Raw genomic sequence first — 13,750 nt, 5'->3', positions numbered from 1 at the left:
CGTCCGCGATCCGTACAGAACAGCATGCTGAGATCCCCGGGCGGACGTTTAGCACCGCTCGATAGGGTCATCAGTGAGGGTTCCGCCCATCTGCCGAGGAGCACAACCATCGTGGCTGCCAACCGACCCGAGCTTCCCGCTCTCAACTGGTCCGACCTCGACCGCAGGGCCGTCGACACGGTCCGCGTGCTGGCCATGGACGCCGTGGAGAAATCCGGCAACGGCCACCCGGGGACGGCGATGAGCCTCGCCCCGGTGGCGTACCTGCTCTTCAACCGGGTCATGCGGCACAACCCCGCCGACCCGAACTGGGCCGGACGCGACCGGTTCGTGCTGTCGGCCGGGCACTCCAGCCTGACTCTCTACATCCAGCTCTTCCTCTCCGGCTACCCGCTGGCGCTGGACGACCTCAAGGCGCTGCGCCAGTGGGGCTCGCTCACCCCGGGCCACCCGGAGCACGGCCACACCCCGGGCGTGGAGACCACCACCGGTCCGCTCGGCCAGGGCCTCGGCAACGCGGTCGGCATGGCGATGGCGGCCCGCCGCGAGCGCGGCCTGTTCGACCCCGAGCCGGACCGCGCCGACTCGCCGTTCCGGCACGACATCTGGTGCATCGCCTCCGACGGTGACATCGAGGAGGGCATCACCCACGAGGCCAGCGCGCTCGCCGGTCACCAGCAGCTCGGCAACCTCTGCGTGATCTACGACGACAACGAGATCTCGATCGAGGACGACACCCGCATCGCCAAGAGCGAGGACGTGGCGGCCCGCTACGAGGCGTACGGCTGGCACGTCCAGACCGTCGACTGGCGCCGCGGCGACGCCGACCAGGGCGACTACCACGAGGACGTGGAGGCGCTGTACGAGGCGCTGCTGGCCGCCAAGGCGGAGACCGGCCGGCCGTCGTTCATCGCGCTGCGCACGATCATCGGCTGGCCCGCGCCGAACAAGAAGAACACCGGCAAGATCCACGGCTCGGCGCTCGGCGCGGACGAGGTGAAGGCCACCAAGGAGATCCTCGGCTTCGACCCGCAGCGCACCTTCGAGGTCGACGAGGAGGTGCTCAAGCACGCCCGTCAGGTGCTGGAGCGCGGCGCGCAGGAGCAGGCCGAGTGGACCACCGGGTTCGACGCCTGGGCGCAGGCCAACCCGGAGCGCAAGGCGCTGTGGGACCGGATGGCCACCCGTACGCTGCCGACCGGCTGGACCGACGCGCTGCCGACCTTCCCGGCGGACGCCAAGGGCGTCGCCACCCGGGCCGCCTCCGGCAAGATCCTGGAGGCCCTGGCGCCGGTGCTGCCCGAGCTGTGGGGCGGCTCGGCCGACCTGGCCGAGAGCAACAACACCACGATGAAGGGCGAGCCGTCGTTCGTCCCGGCCGCGCACGCCACCAAGGACTTCCCGGGTGACGAGTACGGCCGCACGCTGCACTTCGGAATCCGCGAGCACGCCATGGGCGCGATCCTCAACGGCATCGCCCTGCACGGCGGCACCCGCCCGTACGGCGGCACGTTCCTGGTGTTCAGCGACTACATGCGCCCGGCGGTGCGGCTGGCCGCACTGATGAAGCTGCCGGTGACGTACGTCTGGACGCACGACTCGATCGGCCTCGGCGAGGACGGCCCGACGCACCAGCCGATCGAGCACCTGACCGCGCTGCGGGCCATCCCCGGCCTGGACGTGGTCCGCCCGGCCGACGCCAACGAGACGGTCTGGGCGTGGCGGCAGGCGCTGGAGCACACCGACCGGCCGACCGCGCTGGCGCTCAGCCGCCAGGCGCTGCCGACGTTCGACCGCACCGACCTGGCCGGCGCCGAGGGCGTCGCCAAGGGCGGGTACGTGCTGGCCGAGGCGTCGAACGGCAAGCCGCAGGTGATCCTCGTCGGCACCGGCTCGGAGGTGCAGCTCTGCCTCACCGCGCGGGAGCGGCTGGAGGCCGACGGCACCCCCACCCGGGTCGTCTCCATGCCCTGCCAGGAGTGGTTCTTCGCCCAGGACGAGGCGTACCGGGAGTCGGTGCTGCCTCGCGGGGTAAAGGCACGGGTGAGCGTGGAGGCGGGTATCGCCATGTCGTGGCGCGCGATCGTCGGCGACAGCGGCGAGTGCGTGAGCATCGAGCACTACGGCGCCAGCGCGCCGCACACCGTGCTCTTCGAGCAGTTCGGGTTCACCCCCGACCGGATCGTGGCCGCCGCGCACGCGGCGCTGACCCGGGTGGGCGACATCACCGGTTTCACGACCGGCAACTGAGGGGAGCGTGGACGGCATGACGGACAGGCTGAAGGAGCTCCAGGGCGCCGGTGTGGCGATCTGGCTCGACGATCTCTCCCGGGTACGGCTGACCTCCGGCGGGCTGGACAAGCTGCGCCGGGAGAGCCACGTAGCCGGGGTGACCACCAACCCGACGATCTTCGCGAAGGCGTTGAGCGACGCCGACGAGTACGACTGGCAGCTTCGTGACCTCGCCGTACGCGGCGTGGACGTCGAGGAGGCGGTCCGCATGCTCACCACGTACGACGTGCGGTGGGCCTGCGACGTGATGCGCCCGTCGTACGACGTCAGCGGCGGCGTGGACGGCCGGGTGTCGATCGAGGTGGACCCGCGCTCGGCGCACGACGCGGCGAAGACCGTCGCCGAGGCCAAGGCGCTGTGGTGGCTGGTCGACCGGCCGAACCTGTTCATCAAGATCCCGGCCACCGAGGAGGGCCTGCCCGCGATCACCGCGACCCTGGCCGAGGGGATCAGCGTCAACGTCACGCTGATCTTCGGTCTGGATCGGTACTCGCAGGTGATGGACGCCTTCCTGGCCGGCCTGGAGCAGGCGCAGGCCAACGGGCACGACCTGTCGAAGATCGGCTCGGTCGCCTCGTTCTTCGTCTCCCGGGTCGACACCGAGGTGGACAAGCGGCTGGAGAAGATCGGCTCGGACCAGGCCAAGGCGCTGCGCGGCAAGGCCGCGGTCGCCAACGCCCGGCTGGCGTACGAGCGCTACGGCGAGGTGTTCTCCTCGGCGCGCTGGCAGAAGCTGGCCGACGCGGGCGCCCACCCGCAGCGCCCGCTGTGGGCCTCCACCTCGACGAAGAACCCGGACTACCGGGACGTCATCTACGTCGAGGAGCTGATCGCGCCCGGCACCGTCAACACCATGCCGGAGCCGGTCGTCCACGCCTACGCCGAGCACGGCGAGACGAAGGCGGACACCGTCACCGTCGCGTACGACGACGCCCGCAAGGTCTTCGACGACCTGCTGGCGGTGGGCGTGGACCTGTCCGACGTGATCGCCACGCTGGAGCGCGAGGGCGTAGAGAAGTTCGAGGCGAGCTGGGTGGAGCTGCTGGAGGGGGTCAAGAAGTCCCTCGCCGAGGCGGCCAAGGGCTCGGGCAGCCCGCACCGGGCCGCCGGGAAGAACGCGCAGGCGGCGCAGCAGGCCGGCGGCAACGCGTGACCGACGGCGTCCGACGCGTCCCGGGGCCGGGCCCCGGGACGCGTCGCGCCGTACCGTGGACCGGGTGAGGTGGTCTGCCTTGAGCGAGCCGAGGTGGCGCGGTGAGTGACCTGCTGGCCGGGCGGGCGGACATGGCCGCCGGCCTGGCCGTGCGCGGCGCGGACGCTCTCGGCGCGTCCACACGCGCCACGCTCGTCTCCCACGACGTCCCGGCCCGGCTCGCCGCCGCGGACCCGGCCCTCTGGGGGCCCGCCGCCGAGCCGGCGGCCCTCGACCGGCTGGGCTGGCTGCACGCTCACCGGCGCAGCCGGGACCTGCTCCCCCAGCTCGCCGAACTGGCCGCCGAGCTGGGCGACCTGGACCACGTGGTGCTGGCCGGCGCACACGACGACACGCTCGCCGCGCAGGTGCTGGCCGAGTGCCTGGGCCGGCCGCTGACGGTGCTCGACACCGCCGACCCGGGACCGATCCGGGCCGCGCTCGCCGATCGTCCGGCGCGTACCCTCCTGGTGCTCGCCGCCCGGCACGGCCTCGACCCGGCCACCGACGCCCACCTGCGCGCCTACCGGCAGGCGTGGGCGGACGAGGGCCCGGACGCCGCCCGGCACGTCGTGGTGGTCACCGAACCCGGCTCGGAACTCACGGCGCGCGCCGACGAGCTGGGCGCGATGGTGATCCCGGCCGAGCCCGGCGTGTCCGGGCCGTGGGCCGCGCTCACCGCGTCCGGCCTGGTCCCGGCGGCGCTGGCCGGCGCTCCGGTGGCCGAGGTGCTGGACGAGGCCGAGGCGCTCACCGGCGCGCTCGACCGGGACCGGGACAATCCGGCCCTGGCGCTCGGCGCGGCACTGGGCGCGGCGCCCGGCTCCGGCCGGGACACGATCGCGCTGGTTCCCGACGGCACCGGCCTCGACGGTCTGGGCCGCTGGGCCGGCGCGCTGCTCGCCGACGCGACAGGTGGACGGCTGCTGCCCGTGGTCGCGGAGTCCCCCGACTCCCCCGGCGCCACCGGGCCGGGCGTGCTGACGGTCGGTCTCGGTGGCGCCCTCGGCGCCGGTGTCGGACCGGGCGTGTCCGCCGACGTCGCGGTCAACGGACCACTCGGCGCGCACCTGCTCACCTGGGCCTACGCGGCGGCGACCGCCGCGGTGACGCTGCGGACCGACCCGTTCGCGTCGCCCGCCGCCGCAGTGGCCGGCGACGCGCCGGAGAGCGGGCCGCCGTCGTCGGTCGACGGCGCGATCGAGGTGTACGCCCCGAGCGGCGCCCCGGCCGACCTGACCGGCGCGCTGCGCTGGCTGCTCGACGGGCTGGGTGAACGGGAGCACCTCGTGGTGACCGCGTACCTCGACCGGCACGCCGACGCGGCGGTCGCCGGGCTGCGCCCGCTGCTGGCGCGGGCCGCCGGACGGCCGGTCACCTTCGGCTGGGGACCGCGCCGGCCGCAACACACCGACATCCACGGCCGGCACCTCCAGATCACCGGTGCGGTCACCGATGATCTGGAGGTGCCCGGTCGTCCGTACACCTTCGCGCAGCTCCAGGCGGCCCAGGCCGCCGGCGACCGGCGGGCCCTGGCCGGCCGGGAGCGACCGGTGCTGCGACTGCACCTGACCGAGCGGGCGACGGGCGTCGCCCAGCTCCTGGAAACGGCCGGACGGACACGCACGTGACGATCAACGACCTGGAATCAGCGGACCGAGACGCAGGAGGAGGTGGCCCGGTGAACCCGCTGCGCGATCCGCAGGACCGGCGGCTGCCCCGGATCCCCGAGCCGTGTGCCCTGGTGATCTTCGGGGTGACGGGTGACCTGGCCCGCAAGAAGCTGCTGCCGGCGGTCTACGACCTGGCCAACCGAGGGCTCCTGCCGCCCGGCTTCGTGGTCCTGGGCTTCGCCCGCCGCGACTGGGGCGACGGCGACTTCGAGTCGGTGGCGCACGACGCGGCCAAGAAGCACGCCCGCACACCGTGGCGGGAGGAGGTGTGGGCCCGGCTCGCCGGCAACATCAAGTTCGTCGGCGGCTCGTTCGACGACGACGCGGCGTTCGACCATCTCGCCGCCACGCTCGACGAGCTGCGCGGCTCGCACGGCATCCCCGGCAACGCGGCCTTCTACTTCTCCATCCCCCCGGCGGCCTTCCCGGTGGTGCTCAAGCAGCTCGCCCGCACCGGCATGGCGGACAACGCCAAGTCCGGCGGCTGGCGGCGGGTCGTGGTGGAGAAGCCGTTCGGCAACGACCTGCCCTCGGCCAAGGCGCTCAACGACCTGGTCGACGACGTCTTCACCCGCCAGGACGTGTTCCGGATCGACCACTACCTGGGCAAGGAGACGGTCCAGAACATCCTGGCGCTGCGCTTCGCGAACAACCTGTTCGAGCCGCTGTGGAACTCCAAGTACGTCGACTCGGTGCAGATCACCATGGCCGAGGACGTCGGCATCGGCACTCGCGCGGCCTTCTACGACTCGGTCGGCACCGCCCGCGACGTGCTCCAGAACCACCTGCTCCAGTTGCTCGCCCTGGTCGCGATGGAGGAACCGACGAGCTTCGACGCCGACGAGATCCGGGCCGAGAAGCTCAAGGTGCTCAAGGCGATCACCGTGCCGCGGGACGTCTCCGAGGACACCGTGCGCGGCCAGTACCTGCCCGGCTGGGTGGGCGGCGAGCGCGCCAAGGGCTACCTGGAGGAGGAGGGCGTCCCGGAGGGCTCCACCACCGAGACGTACGTGGCGGTGAAGCTGGGCATCCAGAACCGCCGCTGGGCCGGGGTGCCGTTCTACATCCGGGCCGGCAAGCGGCTGCCCCGGCGGGTCACCGAGGTGGCCATCATGTTCAAGAAGGCGCCGCACCTGCCGTTCAACGCCGCCGACATGGAGTCCCTCGGCCCCAACCAGCTCGTCATCCGGGTACAGCCGGACGAGGGCGTGGTGCTGAAGTTCGGCTCCAAGGTGCCGGGCACCACGATGGAGGTCCGCGACATCGCGATGGACTTCCAGTACGGCGAGGCGTTCACCGAGTCCAGCCCCGAGGCGTACGAGCGGCTGGTGCTGGACGTGCTGATCGGCGACCGGACGCTGTTCCCGGACGCCGCCGAGGTGGAGCAGAGCTGGCAGGTCGTCGACCCGCTGGAGCACGCCTGGGAGGGCACGACCCCGGAGCCGTACCGGGCCGGTGAGTGGGGGCCCCGGGCCGCCGACGAGATGCTGGCCCGCGAGGGCCGGGCTTGGAGAAGAGCATGATCGGGCTGTGGGACACCACCGGCAACGAGGTGGTCAAGGCGCTGGCCGCAGAACGGCGCAGCGCGGGCGGGGTGGCCAGTGGCATGGCGCTCACGCTGATCGTGGTGGTGGACGAGAAGCGGGTACGCGAGGCCGAGGCGGCGGCCACCATCGCCGCGGCGGCGCACCCGTGCCGGCTGCTCGTGGTGGTCCGCTCCGACGTGGAACGCGACCGCAACCGGCTGGACGCGGAGATCGTCGTGGGTGGCCGGCTCGGGCCGTGCGAGGCGGTGGTGACCCGGATGTACGGGCGGCTCGCGCTGCACGCCGAGTCGGTGGTGATGCCGCTGCTGGTGCCGGACGTACCGGTGGTGACGTGGTGGCACGGCGAGCCGCCGGAGGAGATCTCCACCGACTTCCTCGGCGTGGTCGCGGACCGGCGGATCACCGACGCGGCGCAGGCGGCCGACCCGATCGCCGAGCTGCGGCAGCGGGCCCACGACTACGCCCCGGGCGACACCGACCTGGCGTGGACCCGGATCACCCCGTGGCGCACGCTCGTGGCGGGCGCGTTCGACACCACCCAGGCCCGGGTCACCGAGGCGAGCGTGGTGGCGCCCCCGTCGGACCCGACGGCGGCACTGATGCGCGGCTGGCTCAAGGCCCGGCTCGGCATCGACCCGGTCCTGACCGCCACCGAGGAGTTCCCGCGGATGCGCCAGGTGCAGCTGCGCTGCGCCAACGGCGACGAGCTGACGCTCACCCGGGACGACAGCGTCGCGGTGTTCCGGCGTACCGGGCAGGAGGACCGCACGCTGCCGCTGGTGCGCCGGCCGCTCGGCGACGAGCTGGCCGAGGAACTGCGCCGCCTCGACGCCGACCAGGTGTACGCGGAGGCGCTAGGCGCTGCGGCCGGGATCACCGGCCTCGACCAGCGTCCGGCCCAGCGGGTGCACGTGTGGAAGGATCCGGCGACCGCCCAGCGGGCCGAGGCCGGCGTGACCGCGCACGCGGGCGCGACCGCGAACGAGTGACCGCCCGGACCGGGTGGTCGGAGGCACAGGTGACCGCCGGTGGGCGGTCGGAACACGAGGGCTCGACGGATGACTGAGGCGAGTGTCGCCGTACACGCCGACCCCGACCTGCTGGCGCAGGCGGTGGCGGCCCGGTTGGTGGTGAAGCTGCTCGACGCGCAGGCCGAGCGCGGCCAGGCGTCGGTGGTGCTGACCGGCGGGCGGATCGCCGCGGCGGTGTACCGGGCGGTCGGGCAGCTGCCCGCCCGGGACGCCGTCGACTGGTCCCGGGTCGACGTGTGGTGGGGCGACGAGCGGTTCCTGCCCGGCGGCGACCCGGAGCGTAACGAGACGCAGGCACGGGCGGCGCTGCTGGACACGGTGCCGCTCGACCCGGCCCGGGTGCACCCGATGCCGGCGTCGGACGGTCCGGCCGGTGACGACCCGGAGGCGGCTGCCGCCGGGTACGCGCGGGAGCTGGCCGCCGCGGCCCGGCCCGGGAACGCGGTGGTGCCGCACTTCGACGTGCTGATGCTCGGCGTCGGCGAGGACGGGCACGTCGCGTCGGTGTTCCCGGAGCACCCGGTGCACCACGACAACCGGCCGGTCAGCGCCGTGCGGGGCAGCCCGAAGCCGCCGCCGGTGCGGACCACGCTGACGCTCCCGACCATCAACACGGCCGAGGAGGTCTGGCTGATCGCCGCCGGGACGGACAAGGCCGGGGCGGTGGGCATGGCGCTGGCCGGGGCCGGGCCGGTGCAGCTGCCTGCCGCCGGGGTGCGGGGCGTCTCCCGTACCCTCTGGCTCCTCGACCGGGCCGCTGCGGCCAGCGTGCCGCCGCGGCTGCGCAGCCTGCGCTGAGCATGTAAGGAAGGGCCCCTTCTTAACGTCTCCGGTAGAGAAGGGGCCCCTCCTTAACACCTCGGGTCAGGCGCGACCGCGGCGACGCCGCAGCGCGTCGAGGGCCTCGGCGAGCAGCGCCTCCCCCTCCTCCGGCGTACGCCGCTCCTGCACGTACGCCAGGTGGGTCTTGTACGGCTCGGCGCGCTGGCGGCCCGGCGGGTCGCCCGGGTCGGGGCCGGCCGGCTCGCCGCAGCGGGGGCACTCCCAGGCGGCGGGCGTCTCCGCCTCGGCGGCGATCAGGAACTCGACGCGGTGCCCGTGGCGGCACCAGTAGACGACCGGCCGGCGCGGCGCGGGCTCGACCCGCTGGTCGAACCGCTCGGGGGCGGACCCGATCCGGGTGCCGCGGATGACGTTGTTGCTGGGCACGGTTGCTCGCTCCCTGTCGTCGGAGGGGACCGCCGCCGGAGGGGGTGGGCGACGGGCGACGTGCGGAGAAACAAAACTGCGCGCGGTCCGTGACGGACCGCGCGCAGATTGTACGCTTCTCAGCGTCGGCTCAGGTGCCGCTGGCCATCTGCAGCCGCAGCCAGAGCCCAAGCCCGACGATGCACGCGAACCAGACGATTCCCACCAGAACGGTGTAGCGGTCGAGGTTCTTCTCGGCCACCGACGAACCGGCCAGGCTGGAGCTGACGCCGCCGCCGAACATGCTCGACAACCCGCCGCCCTTGCCGCGGTGCAGGAGGATCAGCAGGGTGAGCAGGACGCTCGTGATGACCAGCAACACGATCATCGTGTAGGCGAACCAGATCGGCATGGCGGGGGTCAGTCCTCTCGTTGCGATCACTGCCCGGACCTGTCGGGCACGGCGGCACCGACCGGTGGACGGGCAGCGTCAAGGATAGCGAGCGATCAGCGGGTGATGTGCTCCGGGAACCGGCAGATCTGCGCGAACTCCTCCGCGTCCAGGCTGGCGCCCCCGACCAGAGCCCCGTCCACGTCCGGCTGCGCCATGATCGCGGCGACGTTCGACGCCTTGACCGACCCGCCGTACAGGATCCGGACCTGCTCGGCGGTGCCCTCGTCGTAGGTCTCGGCGATGCGCTTGCGCACCGCGCCGCAGACCTCCTGGGCGTCGTCCGGGGTCGCCGTCTTGCCGGTGCCGATCGCCCAGACCGGCTCGTACGCCACGACGACCTTGGTGACCTGCTCGGCGGTGAGCCCCTTCAGCGCGCCGTCGAGCTGGTCGCAGCAGTGCCGTACCTGACCCGACTGCTCCCGGACCTCCAGGCCCTCACCGATGCAGAGGATCGGGGTGAGCCCGTTCGCCAGCGCCGCCGACACCTTCGCGTTGACGAGCGCGTCGTCCTCGTTGTGGTACTGCCGCCGCTCGGAGTGCCCGACCACCACGTAGCCGCAGCCCAGCTTGGCGAGCATCGGCCCGGCGATGTCACCGGTGTACGCGCCGGACGGGTGCGGCGACAGGTCCTGCGCGCCGTAGCCGATCAGCAGCTTGTCGCCGTCCACGGCGGTCTGCACGGTACGCAGGTCGGTGAAGGGCGGCAGCACCACGCACTCGACGTCGGTGAGCTGCTTCTCGTTCAGGCTCGCGGCCAGCTTCTGCACCAGCAGGTTGGCCTCGAGGTGGTTCAGGTTCATCTTCCAGTTGCCGGCCATCAGCGGCCGGCGGGTCGTGCTCGCCATTCAGTTCTCCAGGGCCGCGATGCCGGGGAGGGTCTTGCCCTCCAGGTATTCCAGGGAGGCGCCACCACCGGTGGAGATGTGCCCGAACGAGGACTCGTCCAGGCCCAGCGCGCGCACCGCCGCGGCCGAGTCGCCGCCGCCGACCACGCTGAACGCGTCGGCCTTGGTGATCGCCTCGGCCACGCCGCGGGTGCCGTTGGCGAACGCCGCCATCTCGAACACGCCCATCGGGCCGTTCCAGAAGACGGTCTTCGCCTGCGACAGCGCGGCGGCGAAACCGGCCACCGTCTCCGGGCCGATGTCCAGGCCCAGCCGGTGACTCGGGATGCCGTCGGCGGGCACGGTGTCGTGCGCGGCGTCCGGCGCGAACGCGTCGGCGACCACCACGTCGACCGGGAGCATGATCTTGCCCGGCGCGCGCTCCATCAGGTTGCGGCAGGTCTCGACCATGTCCTTCTCCAGCAGCGACGTGCCCACCTCGTGGCCCTGGGCCTTGAGGAAGGTGAAGCACATCCCGCCGCCGATGAGCAGCCGGTCCACGGTCGGCAGCAGCGCCTCGATCACTGCGAGCTTGTCCGAGACCTTCGAGCCGCCCAGCACCACCACGTACGGCCGCTCCGGCTCGCCGGTGAGGCGGCTGAGCACCTCGACCTCGCGCAGCACCAGCCGGCCCGCGTAATGCGGCAGCCGGGCCGGTACGTCGTGCACGCTGGCGTGCTTGCGGTGCACCGCGCCGAACGCGTCGTCCACGTAGGCGTCGCCGAACGCCGCGAGCTGGTCGGCGAACGCGCCCCGCTCGGCGTCGTCCTTGCTGGTCTCGCCCTTGTTGAAGCGCAGGTTCTCCAGCAGCGCGACCTGGCCGTCGGCCAGGTCGGCCACGGTGGACCGCGCCGAGTCGCCGACGGTGTCCTCGGCGAAGTGCACCGGGGCACCGAGCAGCTCACCGAGCCGCCCGGCGACCGGGCGGAGGCTGAACTGCGGGTCCGGCGCGCCCTTCGGGCGGCCCAGGTGCGAGCAGACGACCACCTTCGCGCCGGCCTGCACCAGCGCGCTCAGCGTCGGCAGGACGGCCCGGATCCGGCCGTCGTCAGTGATGTCCCCGGTCTGCTTGTCGAGCGGGACGTTCAGGTCGGCGCGCACCAGCACGCGCCGACCCGACACCCCCTCGGCGAGCAGGTCGTCGAGGTTGCGGATCGTCACAGAGCTAGCCCTCCGTTCGTGACTGCGGGGCTCGCAAGCTCGCTCCTCGCACTCACAGGGACTGACCGACCAGCTTGACCAGGTCGACCAGGCGGTTCGAGTAGCCCCACTCGTTGTCGTACCAGCCGACGACCTTGACCTGGTTGCCGATCACCTTGGTCAGCGGCGCGTCGAAGATGCACGACGCCGGGTCGGTCACGATGTCGGCGGAGACGATCGGGTCCTCGTTGTAGGTGAGGATGCCCCGCAGCGGGCCCTCGGCGGCGGCCTTGAGCGCGGCGTTCACCTCGTCCACAGTGGTCTCCCGGCCGACCTCGACGGTCAGGTCGGTGGCCGAGCCGGTCGGGATCGGCACGCGCAGCGCGTAGCCGTCCAGCTTGCCCTTGAGCTCCGGCAGGACCAGGCCGATGGCCTTCGCGGCACCGGTCGAAGTCGGCACGATGTTGAGCGCGGCGGCCCGGGCCCGGCGCAGGTCCTTGTGCGGCGCGTCCTGCAGGTTCTGGTCCTGCGTGTACGCGTGGATGGTGGTCATCAGACCCTGCTTGATGCCGAACGTGTCCTGCAGGACCTTCGCCATCGGCGCGAGGCAGTTGGTGGTGCAGGAGGCGTTCGAGATGATGTTGTGCTTGGCCGGGTCGTACTGGTCCTGGTTGACACCCATGACCACTGTGACGTCCTCGTTCTTCGCCGGAGCGGAGATGATGACCTTCTTGGCCCCGCCGTCGAGGTGCGCCTTCGCCTTGGTGCCGTCGGTGAAGAAGCCGGTGGACTCGATGACCACGTCGGCGCCGGCCTCGCCCCACGGCAGCTTCGCCGGGTCCTTCTCGGCGTACGCCTTGATGGTCTTGCCGCCCACGGTGATCTCGTCGGCGGTGGCCTTCACCTCGTGCGGGAGGCGGCCCAGGATGCTGTCGTACTTGACAAGGTGGGCGAGCGTCGCGTTGTCGGTCAGGTCGTTGACCGCCACGACCTCGATGTCAGCGCCGGACGCCAGCACTGCCCGGAAGAAGTTGCGGCCGATCCGGCCGAAGCCGTTGATGCCAACCCGGATGGTCACAGGTCCCATCTCCTCGCGTTCTGGTCCGCCGGCGCCAGACCGCTGCCGGCGGAGGTGTGTGCGCCGACCGTTGGAGCCGGCCGTCGACATGTCATCTCGGCCACCCCGCCGCGGTCACGGAGACCTGACCGCCCGAGGCGGTGAGCACGGCGAGGAGCGCCTGTTCCGGCCCCCTTGCCGTACGCAGCGACCATATCCGAGCGCGCGGCGTCGCGCTGCGGCGGGTGGTGATCCCGCTCGCGGTGCACTGCCGCCCGAGTCCTATCAGACCACGAGCATGTCCGGCGTGACTGCCGCTTCCGTATCCGGGATGCCCAGGTCACGGGCACGCTTGTCGGCCAGCGCGAGCAGCCGGCGGATCCGGCCGGCGATGGCGTCCTTGGTCAGCGGCGGCTCGGCGAGCGCGCCCAGTTCCTCCAGCGAGGCCTGACGGTGCTCCAGGCGCAGCCGTCCGGCCGAGGTCAGGTGGTTCGGCGCGTCGTCGGCGAGGATCTCCAGCGCGCGGGTCACCCGGGCGGCGGCGGCCACCGCGGCACGGGCGGAACGGCGCAGGTTGGCGTCGTCGAAGTTGGCCAGCCGGTTCGCGGTGGCGCGCACCTCCCGGCGTACCCTCCGCTCCTCCCAGGCCAGCACGCTGGAGTGCGCGCCTATGCGGGTGAGCAGCGCGGCGATCGCGTCACCGTCCTTGACCACCACCCGGTCCACGCCGCGCACCTCGCGGTTCTTGGCGGTGATGCCGATCCGGCGGGCGGCGCCGACGAGCGCCAGCGCCGACTCCGGACCGGGGCAGGTGATCTCCAGTGCGCTGGAGCGGCCCGGCTCCGTGAGCGAGCCGTGCGCCATGAACGCGCCCCGCCACGCCGACACGGCACAGCAGACGTTCGCGGCCACCACGTGCGGCGGCAGGCCGCGCACCGGGCGGCCCCGCACGTCGAGCAGGCCGGTCTGCCGGGCGAGCGCCTCGCCGTCCTTGACCACCCGCACGATGAAGTGGCTGCCCTTGCGCAGCCCGCCGGAGGCGAGCACGTGGATCTCGCTGGAGTAGCCGTACACCTCGGCGATCTCCCGCCGCAGCCGGCGCGCGACCGCGCCGGTGTCCAGCTCCGCCTCGACCACCACGCGGCCCGACACGATGTGCAGGCCGCCGGCGAAACGCAGCAGGGCGGCCATCTCCGCCCGCCGACAGCAGGGCTTGGGCACGTCGACCCGACTCAGCTCGTCCTTGACCGCAGCCGTCATCGCCATAGTGCGCCCCCTCACGGACCGGTTCC

The 13,750-nt window shown here is 72.7% G+C and carries 12 protein-coding genes; 6 read left to right on the top strand and 6 right to left on the bottom strand.

Features of this window, described 5'->3' with window-relative positions; translation table 11 throughout:
* Nucleotides 1-111: 111 nt before the first annotated feature.
* The 6 genes from tkt to pgl all read left to right on the top strand — a co-directional run bounded on the left by tkt (nucleotide 112) and on the right by pgl (nucleotide 8,533).
* Entirely contained in the window at nucleotides 112-2,250 is a 2,139-nt protein-coding gene (gene tkt / locus FB454_RS25965) for a transketolase (protein WP_013475882.1), read from the top strand.
* A 16-nt stretch (nucleotides 2,251-2,266) separates the two neighbouring features.
* The gene (gene tal, locus FB454_RS25960; RefSeq protein WP_123111180.1) at nucleotides 2,267-3,445 is read left to right on the top strand and encodes a transaldolase; all 1,179 of its coding nucleotides are present in this window, start codon (nucleotides 2,267-2,269) and stop codon (nucleotides 3,443-3,445) included.
* A 101-nt stretch (nucleotides 3,446-3,546) separates the two neighbouring features.
* Complete coding sequence (locus tag FB454_RS25955) at nucleotides 3,547-5,115, top strand: glucose-6-phosphate isomerase (RefSeq protein WP_145823678.1); 1,569 nt, start codon at nucleotides 3,547-3,549, stop codon at nucleotides 5,113-5,115.
* A gap of 50 nt (nucleotides 5,116-5,165) precedes the next feature.
* Entirely contained in the window at nucleotides 5,166-6,680 is a 1,515-nt protein-coding gene (gene zwf, locus FB454_RS25950; RefSeq protein ID WP_013287459.1) for a glucose-6-phosphate dehydrogenase, read from the top strand.
* On the top strand, nucleotides 6,677-7,693 hold the full coding sequence (locus tag FB454_RS25945; protein WP_013287460.1) for a glucose-6-phosphate dehydrogenase assembly protein OpcA: 1,017 nt from the start codon (nucleotides 6,677-6,679) through the stop codon (nucleotides 7,691-7,693). The genes zwf and FB454_RS25945 overlap by 4 nt, the downstream gene beginning before the upstream one ends.
* Nucleotides 7,694-7,762: 69 nt before the next feature.
* Nucleotides 7,763-8,533, top strand: a complete 771-nt coding sequence (gene pgl / locus FB454_RS25940) for a 6-phosphogluconolactonase (RefSeq protein ID WP_145823677.1) — start codon at nucleotides 7,763-7,765, stop codon at nucleotides 8,531-8,533.
* Nucleotides 8,534-8,599: 66 nt separating this feature from the next.
* On the opposite strand, the gene FB454_RS25935 is transcribed toward pgl, so the two are convergent.
* From FB454_RS25935 to whiA, 6 genes are all read right to left on the bottom strand, one after another.
* Nucleotides 8,600-8,944 carry an RNA polymerase-binding protein RbpA gene (locus FB454_RS25935; RefSeq protein WP_013287462.1) on the bottom strand — a complete coding sequence of 115 codons (345 nt, stop codon included), beginning with the start codon at nucleotides 8,942-8,944 and terminating at the stop codon, nucleotides 8,600-8,602.
* Between the two features lie 130 nt (nucleotides 8,945-9,074).
* The gene (gene secG / locus FB454_RS25930; protein ID WP_013287463.1) at nucleotides 9,075-9,335 is read right to left on the bottom strand and encodes a preprotein translocase subunit SecG; all 261 of its coding nucleotides are present in this window, start codon (nucleotides 9,333-9,335) and stop codon (nucleotides 9,075-9,077) included.
* A 95-nt stretch (nucleotides 9,336-9,430) separates the two neighbouring features.
* The gene (gene tpiA, locus FB454_RS25925) at nucleotides 9,431-10,222 is read right to left on the bottom strand and encodes a triose-phosphate isomerase (RefSeq protein WP_013287464.1); all 792 of its coding nucleotides are present in this window, start codon (nucleotides 10,220-10,222) and stop codon (nucleotides 9,431-9,433) included.
* Nucleotides 10,223-11,422 carry a phosphoglycerate kinase gene (locus tag FB454_RS25920; RefSeq protein ID WP_071098394.1) on the bottom strand — a complete coding sequence of 400 codons (1,200 nt, stop codon included), beginning with the start codon at nucleotides 11,420-11,422 and terminating at the stop codon, nucleotides 10,223-10,225.
* Nucleotides 11,423-11,474: 52 nt separating this feature from the next.
* Entirely contained in the window at nucleotides 11,475-12,479 is a 1,005-nt protein-coding gene (gene gap / locus FB454_RS25915; protein WP_071098392.1) for a type I glyceraldehyde-3-phosphate dehydrogenase, read from the bottom strand.
* 264 nt (nucleotides 12,480-12,743) lie between these two features.
* A complete protein-coding gene (gene whiA / locus FB454_RS25910; RefSeq protein WP_013287467.1) occupies nucleotides 12,744-13,724 on the bottom strand; it encodes a DNA-binding protein WhiA in 981 nt (326 codons plus the stop codon).
* Nucleotides 13,725-13,750 lie beyond the last annotated feature (26 nt).

The organism is Micromonospora sp. CNZ297, from assembly GCF_007827625.1.
The sequence above is the reverse complement of the archived record's forward strand: the minus strand, read 5'-3'. Positions and strand labels throughout refer to the sequence as shown.

Coding starts and splice junctions, on each gene's coding strand:
- tal (WP_123111180.1), top strand. CDS start 2,267: ATGACGGACAGGCTGAAGGAGCTCCAGGGCGCCGGTGTGGCGATCTGG.
- FB454_RS25945 (WP_013287460.1), top strand. CDS start 6,677: ATGATCGGGCTGTGGGACACCACCGGCAACGAGGTGGTCAAGGCGCTG.
- pgl (WP_145823677.1), top strand. CDS start 7,763: ATGACTGAGGCGAGTGTCGCCGTACACGCCGACCCCGACCTGCTGGCG.
- secG (WP_013287463.1), bottom strand. CDS start 9,335: ATGCCGATCTGGTTCGCCTACACGATGATCGTGTTGCTGGTCATCACG.
- tpiA (WP_013287464.1), bottom strand. CDS start 10,222: ATGGCGAGCACGACCCGCCGGCCGCTGATGGCCGGCAACTGGAAGATG.
- whiA (WP_013287467.1), bottom strand. CDS start 13,724: ATGGCGATGACGGCTGCGGTCAAGGACGAGCTGAGTCGGGTCGACGTG.